Source organism: Sporofaciens musculi, from assembly GCF_009830285.1.
GTDB classification, from domain to species: domain Bacteria; phylum Bacillota; class Clostridia; order Lachnospirales; family Lachnospiraceae; genus Sporofaciens; species Sporofaciens musculi.
In genome coordinates this window covers 788,221-806,708 of sequence record NZ_WUQX01000001.1, presented here as the reverse complement: position 1 = coordinate 806,708, position 18,488 = coordinate 788,221, and the positions used below count along the sequence as shown (strand labels likewise).

Sequence of the window (18,488 nt, the reverse complement as noted above, 5' to 3'; positions counted from 1 at the left end):
GACAAAAAGTCCAAAAGCTATTGATTCTATTTTAAACAGTAGATTGTGCAAAGGTCAGCGCATAACACGCCTTCCCCATATTTTACAGTGTCAAACAAAAGGCACTGGAACAGCACGTCACGCACACCCGCAAGGCTGACAATGCCCTGTTCTTTTTCTGAAAAGCCTGTGCCGGGAATATCCATATCCGCCGATGCCGCCCGCCTTGCCGAGATACAGTGCGTATAAAGTCCGAGGATATATTTATCCGACATGGGGAAAACAAAGGTTTCCTGCCCGTAATATGTCACCCTGTATTTCTCCTGTTCCCCGTCCGGCAGCTTAAAGAAACACTGCACTGTTTCCAGATAAGTATGCCCGTCAAAATCCGGCTTTATTTTCTTTCCGTAATGACTGATTGCGGAAAAAATGCAGTTCCGGTCAAATATGGAATAAGTTCGCTGAAAATCCGGCTTCCTGCCCCTGATGTTCATATAAACATTGCTCCCCGTCCCATTTACGGCAAATTTCCCATAATCGCCTGTCCGCAGCAGATAGGACAATACCTCCAGCAGCTTTTCTTTTGACGCAATCTCCTGATAGGGGGAATCGCCAAACTCTATCCCCACAAACTTTAACGGGCAGCTCCCCTTTGCGATCTCCCGTTCCATTGCCCGGTCAATATCCCGCATGGATTCCATTTATCCATCTCCTTCCGCTTTGGACTGGAACAGTCCTTTTTCTTCCCAACCGCCGCCATACATATCATGCTGAACTAACTGCTGGTAATAATGGTTCATGGTATTGGGGGCATTATAGAGGGCAGTCACCATGTATGCCCTGATGTTGGCTATTTTTGTTGTGGTTTCCTTCATACACCCAATGACATACTCCAAATGGGAACTGTCCAGCTTTAAAAACTTAGACTTTACAAGCTCATAAGGGTAATCCTCCCCATTCACCTTTACCGTCCTGCGCTTTACACACACAATCTCGCATATCACCTCATACAGTTCCTCATACAGACCTTTTTCACTCCAATCGCCATATTTCATGTGATGCTCATACTCAATATTTTTCTTAATGATTTCCATGTAGGCGCTAGCTTCATCCATCACATCAATCATACCATTATCCAGCTTGCCCGGTTCCTGTTTTTCTGCTTCACTGTCTGATTGATTGATAGGATTGGTATAACTCAGATCAGTATAATTAGTATTGTTATAATTAGGGTTCGATTCCCGAACTTCCGCAAGTTCGGTTTCCGAATTTCTTGAAGTTCGGTTTCCGAACTCCTGCAAGTTCGGTTTCCGAATCTCTTGAAGTTCGATTTCCGAACTTCTTGAAGTTTGATTATCGAACCTCTTGAAGTTCGGTTTCCGAACTTCTGCGGAATTGTCAGCATTATCAGCTTTTTCCGGCTCTCCTCCCGGTTCTTTCCCGGTATCCAGTGTCGCAAAATTCTTCACATAGATGATGTCCGGCTTGCCCAGTCCCCGTCTTTTCTTCTCAATCAGACCGATTCCCTTTTTGCTGTCAAGCTCCGCAATCACTTTGGCGCATTTCTCCCTTGCGCATCCCAAATCCTCCATTATGTTATCCAGGGTGTAATGGATATACACCCTGTTTTCCTCGTCAAGCCAGCCATTCTTGATTGACAATGCCAGCCTGTCAAGCATCAGACCATAAAGGAGCTTTGCATCGCTGGACAACTCTTTAAACCTTGCGTCTTTTATCAGCAGCCTCGGAACCCGGTAAAAAGAAAACTGTTCCGCTTCGATGCCATAATAATAGTCAAATTTTATTGTGCCATCCACGCTGATGCACCTCCCCTCTATTGTCTTTTCTTCCATTCATCCAATAGCTGAATGATGATGCCCTCTATTTCCTCACTGCTGCAATCCTCCGCAAAATATTCGCTGATTTTATCCGCTTTGAGTGTCACTTTCCTTTCCTTCTGCTTTTCCTCCGTCAGTATCAGGCGCACCATTGCAAGGGTAAGCTCCCCGGTCTTGCCATATTCCTTAATTTTTGCCGACTGCACCATGCTGACGTTACAGCCTTTTTCCTCTATGACTGCCTGTACCCACCCTTGCGCTTCTTCCGCAAGAAAGGAAATATCAACGCCCTGTGAGAAGCCGAGCTTCTTACCGTCCACCATAGCAAGGAGTTCATCAGACAGGCGGGAAAGCCAGATATACCGCTGAACCTTTTTAGCGTTCTCCCCGGCAGCTTCCCCGACCTCATCCAGTGTGTTTCTGCCTGACTTTTTCCCCTGATGCTTCATGGCTTCGTATTTCATCTTGTAGGCTCTCGCCTTTTCGCTCGGTAAAATATCTTCCCGCTGGATATTGGAATCCACCATGATTATCGTAGCTTCATCATCGGTGTAGTTGCGGACAACCACAGGCATCTCCGTCTTTCCGGCAAGCTCCGAGCCACGTTTGCGGCGGTGTCCGGCTATGATTTCATAGCCTCCACCCGCCCTCGGTCTTGCAATCCCCGGCACAAGCACCCCATACTGGCGGATACTCTCGGTTGTTTCCTCCATCTTCTCATCGTCCTCCACCCGGAACGGGTGGTCTTTGAACGTGTAAAGCTCTGCCAGTGGCGCATTGATAATCTGCTCTATCCCATTTTCCTGTGCGGTATTTCCACCGAACAAATCATCAAAACTTTCCAGAGCAACCTTTGATGCGCTTCTTGGTTTTGCGTTACTGCCCATCTGCAAGCACCTCCTTTGTCAGAGAATCGTAAGCTGACGCCACTTTCCCCTTTGGATCATGCTTGTAGATGCTGACGCCCTCCGCTGAAATCTCCGCCGCCCGGACGGAAATGGGAATGACATTGGCAAATATCCTCGCCCGGCTTCCATAGGCTTCCTTCAGCATGGCGCTGATGTCCTTTGCGTAGTTCGTTCGGCTGTCTACCATTGTAAGCAGGATCCCTTCAATCTCCAGCTTCGGGTTAATCTGCCGCTTTACCTTTCCCACCGTCTTAATAAGCTGCTGCAAGCCTTTGACGGGCAGGTATGCCGCCTGTACAGGTATCAGGATACTGTCGGCGCAGGCAAAGGCGTTTATGGTAATCATGCCGAGAGAAGGCATACAATCAATTAAAATATAATCGTAACTCTCCCGGACAATCTCTATGTATGACCGGAGTACCGTTTCCCGGCTCATCACATTCACAAGGGAAACCTCCAGACCGGAAAGCTCAATGTTCCCCGGCATTAAGTCTATCCCTTCCTCATGGTGGAGGATACCTTCCCCCGGCTCTACTTCCCCGTCATTGATTAAGTTCCCCATAATGGTTGCAAGCGTGATTTCCAGACTGTCCGGCTCTGTAAAGCCTAAACTTGCGGTCAGACTGCCCTGTGCGTCCGCATCAATCAGAAGCACTTTCTTTCCCTGTTTTGCCAGCCCGATTCCTAAATTGCTTGTGGTGGTGGTCTTGCCCACACCGCCTTTCTGGTTTGCGATTGCGATTATTTTACACATGATGATTCTCCTTTGCTTCTACTAATTTTCTTTTACGTTGCTTTTCCTGACTTCCACATAAGTCCTGTAATATTTCTTTGTCCCTTTGTTTGGGAACATATCGGAAAACTCCGTCACCTCGATTTTCGGGTTACGCTGTAAAATCTTCCCGAACCACTTAATATCGTTCTTCGTTCCCATAAGCCTGACTTTTAACATCAATCCCGTCCTCCAAGCATGGCGTACAAGTTGTGGTTATATGTTACATATTCCGGATAACGAATCTGTACCGCCTGCCAAAAATAAGGCGCATAGGCACAGCAGAACAGTTCTTCCACTGTGTACCGTCTGCACTCGTCCACCTGTTCCTCCGCATCATCATAGTCAAGGACACTCGGCGTACCATTGCAGTAAAGGTTAAACGCCATCCTGACTACTTTTAAGCTCCCGCTGGTCTGCCAGCCTTCGTGCAGGCACTCCGTTTTTACACAGCCTGTCTTAAAGTTATAAATGCTGTTGATATTTCTTCTTGTGTCATCGCTGATACCAAGACAATATACAAGCGCTTTGTGGTACACGTCCTGATACCTGACCTCTTTCAATTTTTCATAGTAGAATTTTTCATGTGCATCACTGATAAAAATAATCGCTTTCTCTGCTCCTAACGCTGTACTACTCATGTTCATTTCCTCCATTTCTTATTTTGTTTTTTGACCATAACAAAAGGACACTTCCCTAAAATTTTCTTTTAGAAAAATGTCCTTATCGTACAAAATATTAACTTGAACTGACACGAGTTTAATTTAAAATCATTTATTTTAACCCGTTAAGAGAGTTTATTTTGTCGTACTCTTGTCGTACCATACTGTCTTTAAGTCCGCAAACCCTTGATTTTACTGGTCTTTTCCGCCAAGCGTTTTCATTGTCGGGAATTTCAAACAAGTTACTTCATTATTCTTCATAACCGCTTATCTCCGCTTTTTTCTTACGCTTCAAACACTTCATTATGATGTGTTATTCTACCAATAAAATTTCAAATTTGATGTAGATTTGTTGTAAACCACACAATTTGCTGTACTCATTTATCCGTTTCGGACTCTTTCCTAAAATACATCAAGATTGCGTGATAAATTTTGTATTGCTTCCTGTTTCTTCATGTCAGTGACTTCGGCATATATGTCCATTGTTGTTTCAATATTTGCGTGTCCCATAATTGCCTGTATCACCTTTACATTTGTTTCCTTCTCGCAGAACCTTGTACAAAAGGTATGCCTTAAATGGTGGCATGAGAAGTGAGGTATTATGACTGGCTGCCTTTTTTCCCTTTTGGCATTTAACACTTCCTCTGCATTGTACGATTCGTATATCCGCTTAATTGCCCTGTTTACAGCTTGCGGATTATGAAGATTTCCAAAACGGTTACTGAAAATAAATCCTGTCATTCCGTCAACCACCGTAGTATTGAAACCTTCTTCTTTCTGCTCGCTGTATTCCTCTTGGAACGCTTCATATACTGCATCCATCATCGGGACAGTACGGATACCCGCTTCTGTTTTCGGGAGGGATACGCCAAATTCACATTTGGTTGTATCATTTCTTCGGGGATAATATGTAACGCTATGGTTAATGCTGATTACCCTTTTCTCTAAATCTATGTCCTCCCATCTAAGTCCAATCGCTTCGCCAATCCTGCACCCTGTCCCTAACAGCACTGTGAAAAACGGTGTCCAATGGCAGAATACCGGACTTTTGGCTGTGTAGTCCATAAAGGCTCTCTGCTGCTCCAAAGTGAGTGCGTGTCGTACACCATGATTTCTCCCCGGCTTCTTCTTGATTTGAGCCATCACGCCATCACTTGGATTATTCCTGATGATGTCATCCCTCACTGCAAGCTGGAAAGTTGGGTGGAGAACCGTATGGATAGTTTCAAGTGTGTTAATCTGTAATCCTTTGTCATTTATCAAATGATAGTAAAAATATAACACATCTGAATACTTTATCGTTCCAATTTTCCTTTTCCCGAACTCATCCCTTACAAATCGGTCATACATATAGGTGTAATTTGTGTAGGTTGTCCGCCTTAATTCTGTTTTCGTTGTAATATACCTGTCAAAAACAAAATTCAAATCTGCGTTGCCTGCCGCATACACATCCAGACCGTCAAGCTGGTCTTTCATCAGACGCTTTTCTTTTTCTCTAAGCTCTACCAAGTCATTCGCATATATGTACCGTCTTTTACCATAAGGATCAGTATAAGTATACATATACGTTTTATCCTTGCGTTGGATTTCCCCTTTCCGTAAAGCTCTCCCTCTATGGTCTTTCCTTGCTTTTGCCATCTCTACTCCTTTCTTAAAAGGAAAGAGATATTTCGTACTGCTACCTGTTTTCTTCCATTGAGTATTGAAGTTCAACACCCTTTTGTAGCACTTGCGTTATGGTCATGTCATGTTTGGCAGCATAGTCTTTTAGTTTCTCATACTCCGCATCATCAACCCGAAGGCTTAATGACCTTTGCTTAGGCGAGTCGGTTTTGGGACGCCCCGTTCTAGGCATTTACTATGCACCTCCTTCATAACTAACACCATTATAGTTTACGTTCTACGAAAAGTCAAGGACTTTTTGTAGAACAATTATTTTTTACGAAATTCTCTTTGCTTTCCTCATTCACTGACTCTAAAAGATTCCAGATATTGCTCGAAAATATCACAATTCACCAATACCAGTTTATCCACCTTATAGATAGCGTTGGCTTGCTTTGCAAGTTCCTGAAATTTGGTTAAACCCATGCTGTATATTTCTGCGCCCTCTTTATATCTGACAAATTTTTTTCTATCTACTTTCTTTACCATAAATTTCTCCTTTTTGCACAGCCTTATCTGCTAATAAATAAGCAGAATACACTTCTCCCCATTTATTAGCAGATAAAAACTGCAATACAGGTGGCAGCTCATTACACTGCCCACATCGGTCTTGCACCGTCATTTTATTGACCGGATTGCGGACTGCTCCGCAACCCGGAAGTATCATTATCACAGATATGCTTCATCGCCCCATGTAACTGCTACACATTTTGCCCGATCTCACTCGCTCCTTACCTTTGCTTCAATATCATTTCCGATATTCCCTCACGTTCACCCCGCCATAAGACAGGGCAGGTACGTCATGGCGCATCTGCTTAGTGGCTCTGCATATCCTCACGTCCTGTATGCAATACAGTATTCAATTTTCAAGGTACACCGCTGAACCTGTCAGCTATGGAAAAGGACAGCGAACCGCCCTCTACACCGCTTCAAACGCCAGTATTTTTGTAATCAGCTTTGTTTCAAGTCTCCGGCGCAGCGTTTCATCAACACAGAAATGAAGCTGCCCGCCCTCGTCATACATCTTCCGGGTGGACAGGGTGATTATGTACCCCTCATAATGCTTCAGGACTTCGTTGATTGCCATTACATCGCCTTCTGATGCTGCCTTTATGATATGGAAAGGCAGCAGATTCTTATCTCCATTACTCTTACATCTCTTTCGCATCTGCTTTTTCCTCCATAATCTTTCTCAAAATCTCAAGTGAGCGTGTCCTGTGTTCATGGATCGTGCTGCGCACAAGGTTCATCTCCCTTGCTATATCCGCATCGCTCATTTCCAGAAAATACGAAAGCAGTATTACATTCCGCTTCCGTTCCGAAAGTGCCTGCAACGCTTCCGCAATCAGGGTGTCCTTCACTTCAATGTCATATCCATGCACTGTGAAATGACTGTTTTCCACTCCATACTCATCCATAACAAACAACTGATTCAGCTCCTTTTCAGACAGTTCAGAAAACATGGCTTCATGCTCCCTGCGGTAATCCATGTGCCGGTAATAGTTAATTGCTTCGCCCTTGAGCGACATCTGGCACAGGCGATCAAAACGATGCCTGATTGTCAGTTCATCATGGCAAGAAGGTTTCTTCATACGAGTTCACCTCCTCCCCGTTGTGACGTGACAAAGGCATACGCCTTCTCCCTTTCCGCAGTATCTGCCAAATAGCGACAGGCTGATGTTCGGGTGGGTGTAAAAATTAAAAAATTTTTGTATATAAAAAACGCCCGGACAGGCAGAATGCCCGCTGGACGTTGTTCATATCTGTTATTCTGTTTTCTCCACAGCTTGCGAGTGCGTATAGTTCACTCTCTAAGGTATATTCTGCTTTACTTCCAGTAAAATACCTTATAAAAGAACCTTTCCACGCCAATAGCCAGACAGGTTCACGAAGTCAAAAAAATACCCTTTAGACCGTTCAGAACACATAAATTCCCTAAACGTACCCAAAGGATAAAATCCACGCAAAAAAACCTCTGGATACTGCGTTTTTTTATATGCAATATCCAAAGTCATTCTATTTTATTGTGTGCATTATGCCCCTCTGTTAAAGTGAATTATTAGTGCATTTCAAAAGTAAAATGTGCAATATACACTATACATGGAGGTGCATATATGGCAAGTAAAAAGAAAATTGACAAGGAAATGGGATTCCGTCTGAAACAGGCTAGAACTGAGCAAAAACTGACCTATGAAGAACTGGCTGAAAAATCCGGCGTTTCCTCACGCTATATCAAAGAAATCGAAAATCATGGAAACGTGCCAAGCCTTGAAAAGCTAGGGCAGCTCATACGAGCCTTACATATTTCCGCCGATCCGTTCTTTTACCCAACTGTCCCGGCAGACAACCTCGACTACCAGCGGCTGTTGGTTTATCTGTCACAATGTACGGAAGAACAGATAACAACCATTCTCGCTATTGTGGAAGCCTATCTCCGGACGTATAAACATCCTAAAGAATAGAATAGCTCCAATGTCTGAATTTTTTCATGAATATTTCTGGATTATTCTGAACTATACAAACAAGGTGGCTCGCCTTCTGTCCTGCCAGCCACCTCTTTGCTTATCTGCTAAATTTTTTAAGAAATTCTTTTATGCGCATACGTTTTTTCACGATGCCCAATCCATCAAGCACCTGTATACCGTCCACAATTCCCTGATAGTACGCCCTCTGCTCCTCCTTGTAATGGACATGATCCACTGTGTCCAGATAGTCCTCTAAAAACTCCCTGTCCTCTTTCGGCAGTCTGGAAAGATATGTTTCAAATGCCTTCTGCTTCTTTTTCAGTTCCCGGCTGGCTTCTTTTGCATCTTCGGTCTGGACGCAATACTCCCTGTCCCCGGATTCGCTGCGCAGTTCCTCAAAGACGTTTGCTAATGTTTCAAAAACTTCATTCATGTTCATTTCCACCTTTCTGTTAAACATAATTTTGCATTTTACAGGCAGTATTATCAATCCCAAGTTTCTTTTTCTCAAGATAATTTCCGTTCACTTCATCTTTAGAAGTATATTATCAACAATATTTCGTAAAATCAATCATACAGGACTTCATCTTTAGAAAGTTGGTGACAGGATATTAAAATCTACTGGAATAAAGAAAGCAACTCTAAAAACCTGATCGGTCAAAAGATCATGGAACTGCGGACAGAAAGAAAGCTGTCACAGAAAGCCCTTGCAGAACAGCTCCAGCTTGCCGGATATGAATTTAGCGACTTGACCGTTTTGCGGATTGAAAAGGGAACAAGGTTTGTTCCTGATTATGAGGTAGTCGCTCTGGCAGAGTTCTTCCATGTATCCTGTGAATACCTCTTAGGCGTACAGGACAAAAAATAGCAGCAATCTGTTTTCCTATCACAGACTGCTGCTTAAATTTTGTTGAACCGATAGCCGATGCCCCATACGGTCTGTATGTAAAGCGGCTTGCCCGGATTATCCTCTATCTTTTCCCTTATATGCCGGATATGGCTCATAACAATGTTGTAATCGCCGGAATACGGTTCTTGCCAGACAATATCATAGATCTGCTCTTTACTGTATATTCTGCCGGGACTCTGCGCCAGCAAATACAGTATTTCAAATTCAATATGAGTAAGTCCAATTTCAATGTTATTTACCGTCACATTCTTTTTATCTGCATCAATTTCCAATGCTCCTATATGGAATGATGTCGCTTTCCCAAGTATATCCGAACAATCATAGCAGAAATCATCATGTATATTGTGCAGTATTCTTTCGCAAGCATCTTCTTCATTATCATTAAATGATAAAATAATCATTTTCCCCATTTATGCCACTTCTTCCTTATATCGCACATCTCCAATCATCTTTTCTATTTCAAAGGAAAAGATGATACATATAATGTTATATACGTTGTTTACTTAAATCCATACACTGCTATTACAATACAAACATTTATTCCAATCACAATAATATGCTTTTTCCATGTCAGACTTAAATATCCAACAAATTCCCGGATAAAAGCATTCAGCGTAAAATACCATTTTGTTTTTGCACCAAAGCCCACACATTTTATGCCCTGCCGCTTTGCGAGTATTAACGCCCTAAGCATGTGATAAGCAGTTGTGACAACTATAATTTGTGGATTCTGTTTCTTTATCAGTTCCCTTGAAAACCGCAGATTCTCCTCCGTGGACACAGATTTTTGTTCCAAAATGACTTTTTCCGCACTTACGCCTTTATCAATCGCATAATCTGCCATAGCTTTACTTTCTGGAATATCCTCTCCTGAACCTTGTCCGCCAGACATAATCAGTACAGCATTTGGATTATAGCACAGCAATTCCATTCCTTTTTCAATCCGTGCTGCAAGTAACGGCGTAACCCTGCTTCCAATAATTCCTGCCCCCAGCACAATAATGTAATCTGCGTTTCTTTTCTTTTTAGGTGAAAAAGATTGAGCACTGCGGAAAGTGAATACACTGCCAGCAACAATAATATATATACCGCTATGAAACTAATAATTTTATAGAGCATTGTACCAAAAGTATTCTTTCCTAAGTTTCCAATTACTGGAAATAGCACAAGATAAATACATAGCAGAACAGAAAACAACATCGACAACAAATTTGTCGGTTTTATTCCTTCATGTCTAATAACCCTTACTCCTTCTATAAAAAACACAAGAATCAGAATTGTCGGAAACAAAACAACACTACTCACTGCCAAAATACATATAACAATCAGTATTCCAATCACTAAATCATGTGCTGCCAGCCATTCTGAACATTGGTATAAGACCAAAAGCAGAAATACCGACAAACATATCATCATAATCAAAAATGAAGCTCCACTCCACAATGTTCTGGAGTCATACAGCATAATCCCCGCAAATATGCAGACCGAAATAAAAAATATAAGAAACGCAAACTGCCACACAACAACCCCTCATCTTTCAAAAAAGGTATTTTTCTTCTGCACGACGGTTTTTCCCTTTTCCGTCGTGCAGCAAATTTTCATAATTTTTTAGCATCATAATTCATTGATCGTTGCCGTAATCGGCATATTTCTAATCCGTTTTGCGGGTGCATATACCGCTAACGCAGCAGAAACAATATCAAATACAAGAATAATAGCAATTAAAACAATCGGCAAACTCCACTGGCTTCCAAAAATCGTGTAACCAATTTCACATACAAAAAGCGGCTTAGGGCAATTCCGATACCACTGCCAACGATAAGACCAGAGACAGCATAAGTAAAGGCTTCCGCACCAATCATTCGGGTAAGCTGATTCCCATCCATGCCAACCGCCCTCATAGCCCCATACTGCTTTATCCGGGCAGTTACACTCATGGAAATGCTGTTGACAATATTAAACAGCGTAATCATGGCAATGATTGCCATAAAACTATACAACAGAAATTTTACAGCCAGATAAGTATTGGCATTTCTCTGATTACTCTGACGCTCGTCAGTAAAAATAACATTGCTTTCCGTAAGACTGTTGATTTGTTTTACTGTTTCATCCGTAGCCTTGCTGCTTAATTGTATTCCAATCATACTGTAATTCTGTTCCCCTGTCAGTCGGGCAAAGGTTTCCTGTGAACAGATCACGCTATATTCGCTGGGATACAGCCCGCTGGATATGCCACATGCAACTTCAACATCCTGTCCCGCTATCTGAATTGTGTCTCCAACTTTTATCGGATTATCTTTATTCAAAACAGTCATAACCTTGTCACTGTCCCCATAGATTTCTGACAAATCTCCCTGCACAAGGCTATCCTTGGCACAGTCAAGCATATACTGGCTATATGACGTTATATTTACATGGTCAATGTCTGGTCGTGAAGAATTAACTGAAACATTCTCCATGTAAGAACTGCCCCAAATATGCTCTACACCTGTAATTCCGCTAATGGCATCACCCAGACGCTGATCCAGTACACGCTCATTTGCATAGCCGTTAAGGGTAATATCCGGCTGCCATGAACGCATTGTTGGGATCAGCTCATGCGCGAAATCCAACCCTACTGAAATGCAAAGAAACAGTATAATGCTGAGTGAAAAGCTGGCTGTCAATAAAAACCAGTTTTTCTTAGATGCTGTTGCATGGTGAATCCCCAATGTCCTTTCAACCTTTCTGATTTTCCGTTTTGTTGCATGCCGTACAGAAAGTGCCGTATCTGCTTCCGGAAACCGCTGCCATCGGAGAAACCTTAGATGCATGTTTTGCAGGTGACTGCGCTGCCAGCAGGACAGTTACAATTCCAACCATCGCCCCACTGATTAGTCCAACAGGGCTGAGGGCAAATACCGGCATAGCGGCAAATTCATCGCCAATCCAAAAGCGGAGCAATGCACAAATGCCCCATTCGATTGCCGTACCTATGATTAACCCAACAGGCACAGCCGTTTTACACCAATTTAACGCTTCCAGCCGTACATACCGGATAATCTGCTGACGGCTTGCACCAATACAGCGCATCATTCCAAAGAATTTTGTCCGCTGCGCTACATTGCTGTTCATACTGCCGGAAATCATCAGTACGCCAGCCAATAATACCAAAATGAACAAGACTGCCGCTATTCCGTAAATATTATGCATAGATTCATTGCTGCTTTGTCCGGCAAGACCCATAATTGCCGTATTTTCCGAAATATCCTCCTCCGGCAAATGATACTGCTGTCTGATTTCCGCAATAATACCGGACGCCTTTGACACATCCTGAAACCGAATGTAACAGACCGGGTTGATTGGGATATTGTTTGGTTCCATGATTGAAATATATGCATCCCGCGTCATATAGGCAGCAACCATATATGTCTGATCCCGATAATACGCTGCATCGTCCGAACCAAAACCGCATACCGTAAAATCCGTATTCCCCGAAGGTGTCTTTACTGTCACAGAATCGCCAATCTTTACATCTAACGCAAGTTTCGCATTGGAACTAAGCATAATGTCATTGTCACTCTGCGGCAGAGAGCCTTCTTCAAGGGCATTCACAAGCTCTGCTAAATAAATACTGTCACTGCCGTAAACGGCAGCCTTTTTTCTCTCCGATATAGTAAGGCTGGTCTGCATCTGCATTAAATATTTCCGACCAGCCGACAGCGGCGACATCCGGACGCCGGCTGATTTCTTCTGCTGTGTCCTGAGAGATATTTTCCAACTGAATATGCCAGTTTCCATGCTTCTGCTTAAGCCCCTCACTTTGATTCCGAATGAACATATCTGCCACACTGAAAATCGTAGTTACAAGCAGTACAGAAATAATAATACAGAAAATCGTCATACGGTTCTGCCGTTTGCGCACCTTTCCCGAAATAGCCACAAGGCTTAAATAACTTCTCATTCCCTGCACCTCCCCAAATCAGTAAGTTCTCCGTCTGACACCTGCAGGATACGATCTGCTGTCTGTGCAATACTGCGGCTGTGTGTAATCATAATAATTGTCTGCTCATACTTTTTTGACGCTTCTTTTAGCAACGCAATCACTTCACTGGTATTCTGCGAGTCTAAATTTCCTGTCGGCTCATCGGCAAGTATCAGAGCCGGGCGGGTAAACAAAGCACGTCCAATCGCTACCCTCTGCTGCTGTCCGCCAGACAACTGGCTGGGCAGATGATTCCGGCGTTCCTTCAAATTCAATATATCCAGTAAATCCTCCAAATATTTTCTGTTTGGCTTCTGGTAATCCAAAAGTACCGGAAAAATTATATTCTGCTCCACCGTCAGTTCGGGAACAAGGTTAAATGCCTGAAAGATAAATCCAATGTTCCGGCGGCGGAACACAGTAAGATGCCTTTCTTTCATGGAAAACGTATCTTTTCCATCAATCATCACTTTGCCGGAAGTAGGCACATCCAATGCGCCCAGCATATTAAGCAGCGTACTTTTGCCGGAACCGGATTCTCCTACTACCGCAACAAATTCTCCTTTCGGAACTGAAAAACTGACATTTTTCAAAGCACGGACAGCGGTTTCCCCTGCCCCATAAGTTTTCAAATTCCTTTCACTTCCAATAAATTCATGTTATGCCTCCTGTTACTTTTTTGATCTGATAAAGTCATGGGTGTTATCCCTCCTTCAGCAAGAAGTATAACACCCAATCCTTACTCTAATATTTCTCTAAACCGACAATTCTGTAATGTTCTCCTCAAAAATAAACAAATTTCTTACAATTTTGTAGTTTCTAATATAGTTATCATAAAAACACTCCCTTTTCCCAAAACACTGTCTACCTTAATATTACCGCCATGCAGTTCAACAATCGTCTTTGACAGCGGCAGTCCAAGCCCAAGCCCCTGTGTATCTTTTGAAAAGCGACTACGGTAAAAACGCTTAAAAATATGATAAATATCTTCGGAATGAATACCGCACCCATTATCTTTCACTACAATCTGTAACATATCCGACATCCGTTTCCATTCAATAAAGATACGCTTTCCTGCATCCGTATGGTCAAAAGCATTTTTTACAAGGTTGCTGACCGCTTCCATCATCCATTCACGGTCACAAAAAAGCATAATATCATCATCTCCAGAAAGGATAAGCTCTTTCTCCTCCTGTTTTGCACGATATGCAAAATGCTGTTCAATGTCATGCATTATGTCGGATACATTTTCAAAATTTCTCTCCAGTATAATCGTTCCGGCATCCAGTCTGGTAATTTTCAGCAGATTTTGTACCAATGATTCAATGCGGTCAAGCTCCTGCTCTGACAAAACGGTAAACTCTTTTAAGTCAGGAAGATTCTCTGTTTCACTCTGTAAAATACCATTATAAATATTAAGAGCGGCAAGCGGCGTTTTCAATTGGTGTGAAATATCCGATATGGTATCCTTCAAAAATTCCTTTGCCCGAAGTTCGCTTTCCATATGTGCGTTCAATACCGCCACTAATGTATTAACCGAATGGAAAAGCCTGTACATTTCACCCTCGTCATCACATTCAATACGGGCATCCGTATTACCCGTAAGGTACTCATCTATTTCTGTCACTGCTGTTTCCATGATTTTATGCTGCTTATGAAAGTAACAAAAGCAGAGAAACAAAATCCCACATCCTATAAACAGAGAAAGAATAAGGAGTACAAGTGGGTAATTTCCGTGAAATTTCCACAATATAACCTGTGACAGAATCGTGTTGCAAAATAGCAATAGAGATACTCCTATAAACAGTATCTTAATATCTTTGTTTGTAAATATTCTCATAAAAACCCCATCAAATAATATTCCATTTATATCCCATACGTCTTACGGTCAAAATCATTTGCGGATCGCTGGGATTGTCCTCAATTTTTGTTCGCAGTCTGCGGATATAGACATTCAGTGTATTGTTATCAATATAATTTCCTTCATTGTCCCACAGATTTTCTAAAATCTGTTCTTTAGAAAGCACCGTACCCGGATTGTTCATAAACAGGCATAACAGTTTATACTCTCCTGCCGTCAAATCCAAAAGCTCTCCATTTTTATAAACCTTTCCTTGCGTCAAAAGAGCTTTTAAGCCATTAGAAACAATTTCTGTATCTGTCTGCCCAAAATCACTCGCACGTCTTAACAACGCATTTATCCGGGATAATAGCACTCCCAATTTAAAAGGCTTTGTAATATAGTCATCACCGCCCATATCCAGTCCCATAATAATATTGACTTCCTCATCCGATGCCGTCAGAAAAATAATGGGCACTTTTGAAGTTTGACGGACTTTTTCGCATATTTCAAAACCAGAACCGTCAGGAAGTGAAACATCTAAGATTAACAAGTCATATTTACCCTCTGCCCAAACAATATCCACTTCTTTTATAGTCCTCGCTACTTCCAATTCATATCCTTGCTTACGAAGTGCAAAAGAAAGCCCGTTAATCAGGCTTAAATCATCTTCCAATAATAATATATTACTCATAGTCTTAATCCTTCCCTTTTCCCACATGCCTATCAATGTGCTTCCTTATAGATAATACAGCCATATCATTTTCCCCTTTTTTCTGAAATCCACAAATATGATTATATATGTTAGAACAAAAATTGACAACCAGACAGAAAACATTACTGCTAAAAGACAAGAACGGCAAGAACCGACACACCCTCCGGGAGTGTTGAAAGGCAAGAATAGCAAGCACTGCCCATGTCCGGACACATGGGCGAAATTTCCCATACTTCCCTACCGTCCATATGATGAAATTTCCATAGGGAAGTATCCCTAACCCTCTTTGGTTTTCTTTGCGTTTTTCTCTGCAAGTCCTTGACCTTCCCCGGAGATTTGCTACAATAACACATGGATAATTCTATCCAAAACAACTGAACAGACACGAAACCAGACTGTTGTAAACCGGACAAGTTACAGCAGTTTTTTTATGCCCAAATTTAGAAAGGACGATGTAAAAATGGCAAACAGGACAAGAACCAACCGGAATGAATTTCACCTGAATGACAAGGAGCAATATATCCTTGACGAGAAGTTTAAGCTGTCTGGCATGAAAAGCAAATCAGCTTTTATCCGGAAACTGATTCTATACGGATATGTCTATGACGTGGATTACAGTTTTTTACGGGAATACAATACGGAGTTGGGGCGGATCAGTTCAAGTTTGAACCAGATTGCGAAAAGAATTAACAGCACAAATCACGTCTATCAAGAAGATATGGACGAAGTAAAGGAGTTGATGAAACAGGTATGGCAGTCAAAAATCCATGCTATCACAGCAACCGTTGATAAAGCGGTAGCCTACATATGCAACCCGGACAAGACAGACGGAAGCATCTATATTTCTTCCTATGCCTGTGCACCGGAAACCGCAGCGATTGACTTCAAATACACCTTAGACCATTGCCGGGAAAACAGCCCTAATAAAGCCTATCATCTGATACAGGCTTTCGCTCCCGGTGAGGTCAGCTTTGACGAAGCGCACCAGATTGGAAAAGAGCTTGCGGACAAAGTTTTAGAAGGGAAATATTCTTATGTTGTCACCACACATATTGATAAAGGTCACGTCCATAACCATATCATTTTCTGTGCCGCCGACAACATAGAGCATGATAAATATCACGACTGTAAGCAGAGCTATTACCGCATCCGAAAATTAAGTGACGAGCTGTGCAGCGAGCATAATCTTTCTGTCATTATCCCCGGTGGGGAGCGTGGGAAAAAATACAACGAATGGCAGGCAGATAAGAACAGTGCCGCATGGAAAACACAGATAAGGAAAGACATCAACGCCGCCATAAAATCATCCTCCACCTATGAAGAATTTCTGCTCCTGATGCGGGCAAAAGGCTATGAGATAAAAGGAGAAACTTTTGGGGAAGATGCCCTCAAATTTATCTCCTTCCGTCCACTCGGCAAAGACCGTTTTGTGCGTGGCAGCATCAAGTCACTCGGAAAGGAATACACAAAGGAGCGCATCAAAGAACGGATTGAACTAAAACGGGAACGGAAGGCAGTTATCCCGAAAAGGGATTACGCAAATAAGAGATTGATTGACACCTCTGATGAGAAATTCCAGAACAGTCCGGGGCTGCAGAGGTGGGCGGCGGTAGAGAATTTAAAGATTGCGGCACAGGCATATAATGAAGCTGGCTCTATAAAAGAACTGGAACAGAAAATCGCCACCACAGCCGCCACCGGGAAGGAAGCAAAGCAGACTGTCCGCAAGCTGGAGAACCGCATCAAAGACCTTGCGGAAATCATCAAGTATGCGGAGCAGTACAAGGCAAATAAAGCGTATCATATCGCCTATAAGAAGTCCAAAAACCCTGACGCCTATTTCCGTAAGCATGAGAGCCAGATCATCCTTTATGGCGGCGCAAGGCGCATGCTGGAACAGGCGGGCATCCCCTTAAAAGGCTTGAACATTGACAAACTGAAAGCAGAGTATCAGGAGCTGACCACACAGAAAAAGAACTGACCGCCACATACAAAAACTGTGAAAAAGAGCTGAAATCGCTGAACCGGAAACTGGAGAACCTGAACCAGTATTTAGGGCGCACAGAGCCGCCAAAAAGCGCACAGGAACAACCAGACCGGAATAATAACCCTTCCCGGTAATTCCTGTCTGAAAAGGGCTTTAAAAGCAAAAGAAGCATCGTGGAAATGTGCATAACTCCCCATTCCGCTATGGACAACACCATTCACAGCATATGGAAAAGCAAAGGGCAGCTTTCCACATCCTGCAAACAGTGTTGCCCACAGCTCCATAAGAAGGGGAGTTATACACATTACGCACAATGCCGACTGCGGCGGAATCCCACCCATTCCTTCCTACCTTATTATAAATCTGAAAAAATCCTTGCAGACAAGACCATATTCCTGTAATATAGTCTACAAATCCACAAAAAAATAGGAGCGCCGAAGCACCCCCATTTCCTAAACCCTCTTGCAAAATTCGCAGTGTTGGTTTATAATCATCTTAGAAGCCGGAGGATTCTAGCACGTCCGACGGTTGTTCAATCGGAAACAATAATCAGTTTAAAAAACAAACGGATCACAGGCTATCCCCTATTGGCAGTAGAGGATAGCCTTTTCCGTTACTTGCGGTTGTGTTTATTGTCTATGTATGTCAAGGCTGCAAAAATCACCAGCACCAACGTAAGCACTTCTAACGTATTCATACCGACCTCCTTTCCGTTTCCAGAAAGGACAACCGCAGACTATCCCTACTCGCTCTAATCTGACTAAGAGAATTATAGCACGTTATGTC

Annotated in this window: 22 protein-coding genes and 3 pseudogenes; 4 read left to right on the top strand and 21 right to left on the bottom strand. The window is 42.7% G+C overall.

The features are described 5' to 3' along the window. Positions 1–26: 26 nt before the first annotated feature. The 11 genes from GN277_RS03990 to GN277_RS03945 form a co-directional block, all read right to left on the bottom strand. Positions 27–680 (bottom strand): hypothetical protein, encoded by a 654-nt coding sequence (locus GN277_RS03990; RefSeq protein ID WP_159749893.1) that lies wholly within the window; start codon positions 678–680, stop codon positions 27–29. After that, positions 681–1,796, bottom strand: coding sequence for a DUF6017 domain-containing protein (locus GN277_RS03985; protein ID WP_159756345.1), 1,116 nt, complete (start codon positions 1,794–1,796; stop codon positions 681–683). Positions 1,797–1,813: 17 nt separating this feature from the next. Then, complete coding sequence (locus GN277_RS03980) at positions 1,814–2,704, bottom strand: ParB/RepB/Spo0J family partition protein (RefSeq protein ID WP_159749891.1); 891 nt, start codon at positions 2,702–2,704, stop codon at positions 1,814–1,816. After that, positions 2,694–3,479, bottom strand: coding sequence for a ParA family protein (locus GN277_RS03975; protein WP_159749889.1), 786 nt, complete (start codon positions 3,477–3,479; stop codon positions 2,694–2,696). Before GN277_RS03975 ends, GN277_RS03980 begins: the two co-directional genes overlap by 11 nt. A gap of 21 nt (positions 3,480–3,500) precedes the next feature. Beyond that, positions 3,501–3,677 carry a hypothetical protein gene (locus GN277_RS29325; protein WP_004070281.1) on the bottom strand — a complete coding sequence of 59 codons (177 nt, stop codon included), beginning with the start codon at positions 3,675–3,677 and terminating at the stop codon, positions 3,501–3,503. Beyond that, positions 3,677–4,138 carry a DUF6075 family protein gene (locus GN277_RS03970; RefSeq protein ID WP_115624057.1) on the bottom strand — a complete coding sequence of 154 codons (462 nt, stop codon included), beginning with the start codon at positions 4,136–4,138 and terminating at the stop codon, positions 3,677–3,679. Before GN277_RS03970 ends, GN277_RS29325 begins: the two co-directional genes overlap by 1 nt. 423 nt (positions 4,139–4,561) lie before the next feature. Continuing rightward, entirely contained in the window at positions 4,562–5,797 is a 1,236-nt protein-coding gene (locus GN277_RS03965) for a site-specific integrase (RefSeq protein WP_159749887.1), read from the bottom strand. Positions 5,798–6,121: 324 nt separating this feature from the next. Then, complete coding sequence (locus tag GN277_RS03960; RefSeq protein ID WP_016298949.1) at positions 6,122–6,310, bottom strand: DUF6462 family protein; 189 nt, start codon at positions 6,308–6,310, stop codon at positions 6,122–6,124. Continuing rightward, positions 6,291–6,443, bottom strand: a complete 153-nt coding sequence (locus GN277_RS03955) for a hypothetical protein (protein ID WP_159749885.1) — start codon at positions 6,441–6,443, stop codon at positions 6,291–6,293. The genes GN277_RS03960 and GN277_RS03955 overlap by 20 nt, the downstream gene beginning before the upstream one ends. A 297-nt stretch (positions 6,444–6,740) precedes the next feature. Further along, positions 6,741–6,989, bottom strand: coding sequence for a helix-turn-helix domain-containing protein (locus tag GN277_RS03950; protein ID WP_159749883.1), 249 nt, complete (start codon positions 6,987–6,989; stop codon positions 6,741–6,743). Continuing rightward, on the bottom strand, positions 6,973–7,413 hold the full coding sequence (locus GN277_RS03945; protein ID WP_159749882.1) for a sigma-70 family RNA polymerase sigma factor: 441 nt from the start codon (positions 7,411–7,413) through the stop codon (positions 6,973–6,975). The genes GN277_RS03950 and GN277_RS03945 overlap by 17 nt, the downstream gene beginning before the upstream one ends. A gap of 522 nt (positions 7,414–7,935) precedes the next feature. Here GN277_RS03945 and GN277_RS03940 point away from each other — a divergent pair. Beyond that, positions 7,936–8,283 (top strand): helix-turn-helix domain-containing protein, encoded by a 348-nt coding sequence (locus GN277_RS03940; RefSeq protein ID WP_159749880.1) that lies wholly within the window; start codon positions 7,936–7,938, stop codon positions 8,281–8,283. A gap of 100 nt (positions 8,284–8,383) precedes the next feature. Here GN277_RS03940 and GN277_RS03935 read toward each other — a convergent pair whose 3' ends face one another. Continuing rightward, positions 8,384–8,719: a hypothetical protein gene (locus GN277_RS03935; protein ID WP_159749878.1), complete on the bottom strand. Its 336-nt coding sequence runs from the start codon at positions 8,717–8,719 to the stop codon at positions 8,384–8,386. 177 nt (positions 8,720–8,896) lie between these two features. Between GN277_RS03935 and GN277_RS03930 the strand changes: the two genes are divergently transcribed. Continuing rightward, entirely contained in the window at positions 8,897–9,154 is a 258-nt protein-coding gene (locus GN277_RS03930) for a helix-turn-helix domain-containing protein (protein WP_159756342.1), read from the top strand. 32 nt (positions 9,155–9,186) lie between these two features. Here GN277_RS03930 and GN277_RS03925 read toward each other — a convergent pair whose 3' ends face one another. The 8 genes and pseudogenes from GN277_RS03925 to GN277_RS03900 all read right to left on the bottom strand — a co-directional run bounded on the left by GN277_RS03925 (position 9,187) and on the right by GN277_RS03900 (position 15,694). Beyond that, the gene (locus tag GN277_RS03925; RefSeq protein ID WP_330587099.1) at positions 9,187–9,606 is read right to left on the bottom strand and encodes a winged helix-turn-helix domain-containing protein; all 420 of its coding nucleotides are present in this window, start codon (positions 9,604–9,606) and stop codon (positions 9,187–9,189) included. An 89-nt stretch (positions 9,607–9,695) separates the two neighbouring features. Then, complete coding sequence (locus tag GN277_RS29905; protein WP_244324594.1) at positions 9,696–10,193, bottom strand: YdcF family protein; 498 nt, start codon at positions 10,191–10,193, stop codon at positions 9,696–9,698. A gap of 724 nt (positions 10,194–10,917) precedes the next feature. After that, positions 10,918–11,778, bottom strand: coding sequence for an ABC transporter permease (locus GN277_RS29900; RefSeq protein WP_244324593.1), 861 nt, complete (start codon positions 11,776–11,778; stop codon positions 10,918–10,920). A gap of 136 nt (positions 11,779–11,914) precedes the next feature. Then, a complete protein-coding gene (locus tag GN277_RS29895; RefSeq protein WP_244324592.1) occupies positions 11,915–12,874 on the bottom strand; it encodes an ABC transporter permease in 960 nt (319 codons plus the stop codon). Continuing rightward, a complete protein-coding gene (locus GN277_RS29890) occupies positions 12,813–13,139 on the bottom strand; it encodes an ABC transporter permease (protein ID WP_244324591.1) in 327 nt (108 codons plus the stop codon). Before GN277_RS29890 ends, GN277_RS29895 begins: the two co-directional genes overlap by 62 nt. Then, positions 13,136–13,818: pseudogene (locus tag GN277_RS03910) on the bottom strand (ABC transporter ATP-binding protein). Before GN277_RS03910 ends, GN277_RS29890 begins: the two are co-directional and overlap by 4 nt. Positions 13,819–13,962: 144 nt before the next feature. Beyond that, positions 13,963–15,000 carry a sensor histidine kinase gene (locus tag GN277_RS03905; RefSeq protein ID WP_159749876.1) on the bottom strand — a complete coding sequence of 346 codons (1,038 nt, stop codon included), beginning with the start codon at positions 14,998–15,000 and terminating at the stop codon, positions 13,963–13,965. A gap of 10 nt (positions 15,001–15,010) precedes the next feature. Beyond that, entirely contained in the window at positions 15,011–15,694 is a 684-nt protein-coding gene (locus GN277_RS03900; RefSeq protein WP_159749874.1) for a response regulator transcription factor, read from the bottom strand. Between the two features lie 451 nt (positions 15,695–16,145). Between GN277_RS03900 and GN277_RS32095 the strand changes: the two are divergent. Both GN277_RS32095 and GN277_RS03895 read left to right on the top strand, forming a co-directional pair. Continuing rightward, a pseudogene (locus tag GN277_RS32095) lies at positions 16,146–16,418 on the top strand (plasmid mobilization protein); the annotation flags it as partial. A gap of 36 nt (positions 16,419–16,454) precedes the next feature. Continuing rightward, positions 16,455–17,836: pseudogene (locus tag GN277_RS03895) on the top strand (relaxase/mobilization nuclease domain-containing protein). Here GN277_RS03895 and GN277_RS29315 read toward each other — a convergent pair. Next, on the bottom strand, positions 17,768–18,043 hold the full coding sequence (locus tag GN277_RS29315) for a hypothetical protein (protein WP_204162859.1): 276 nt from the start codon (positions 18,041–18,043) through the stop codon (positions 17,768–17,770). The pseudogene GN277_RS03895 and the gene GN277_RS29315 overlap by 69 nt on opposite strands. Between the last annotated feature and the right edge of the window lie 445 nt (positions 18,044–18,488).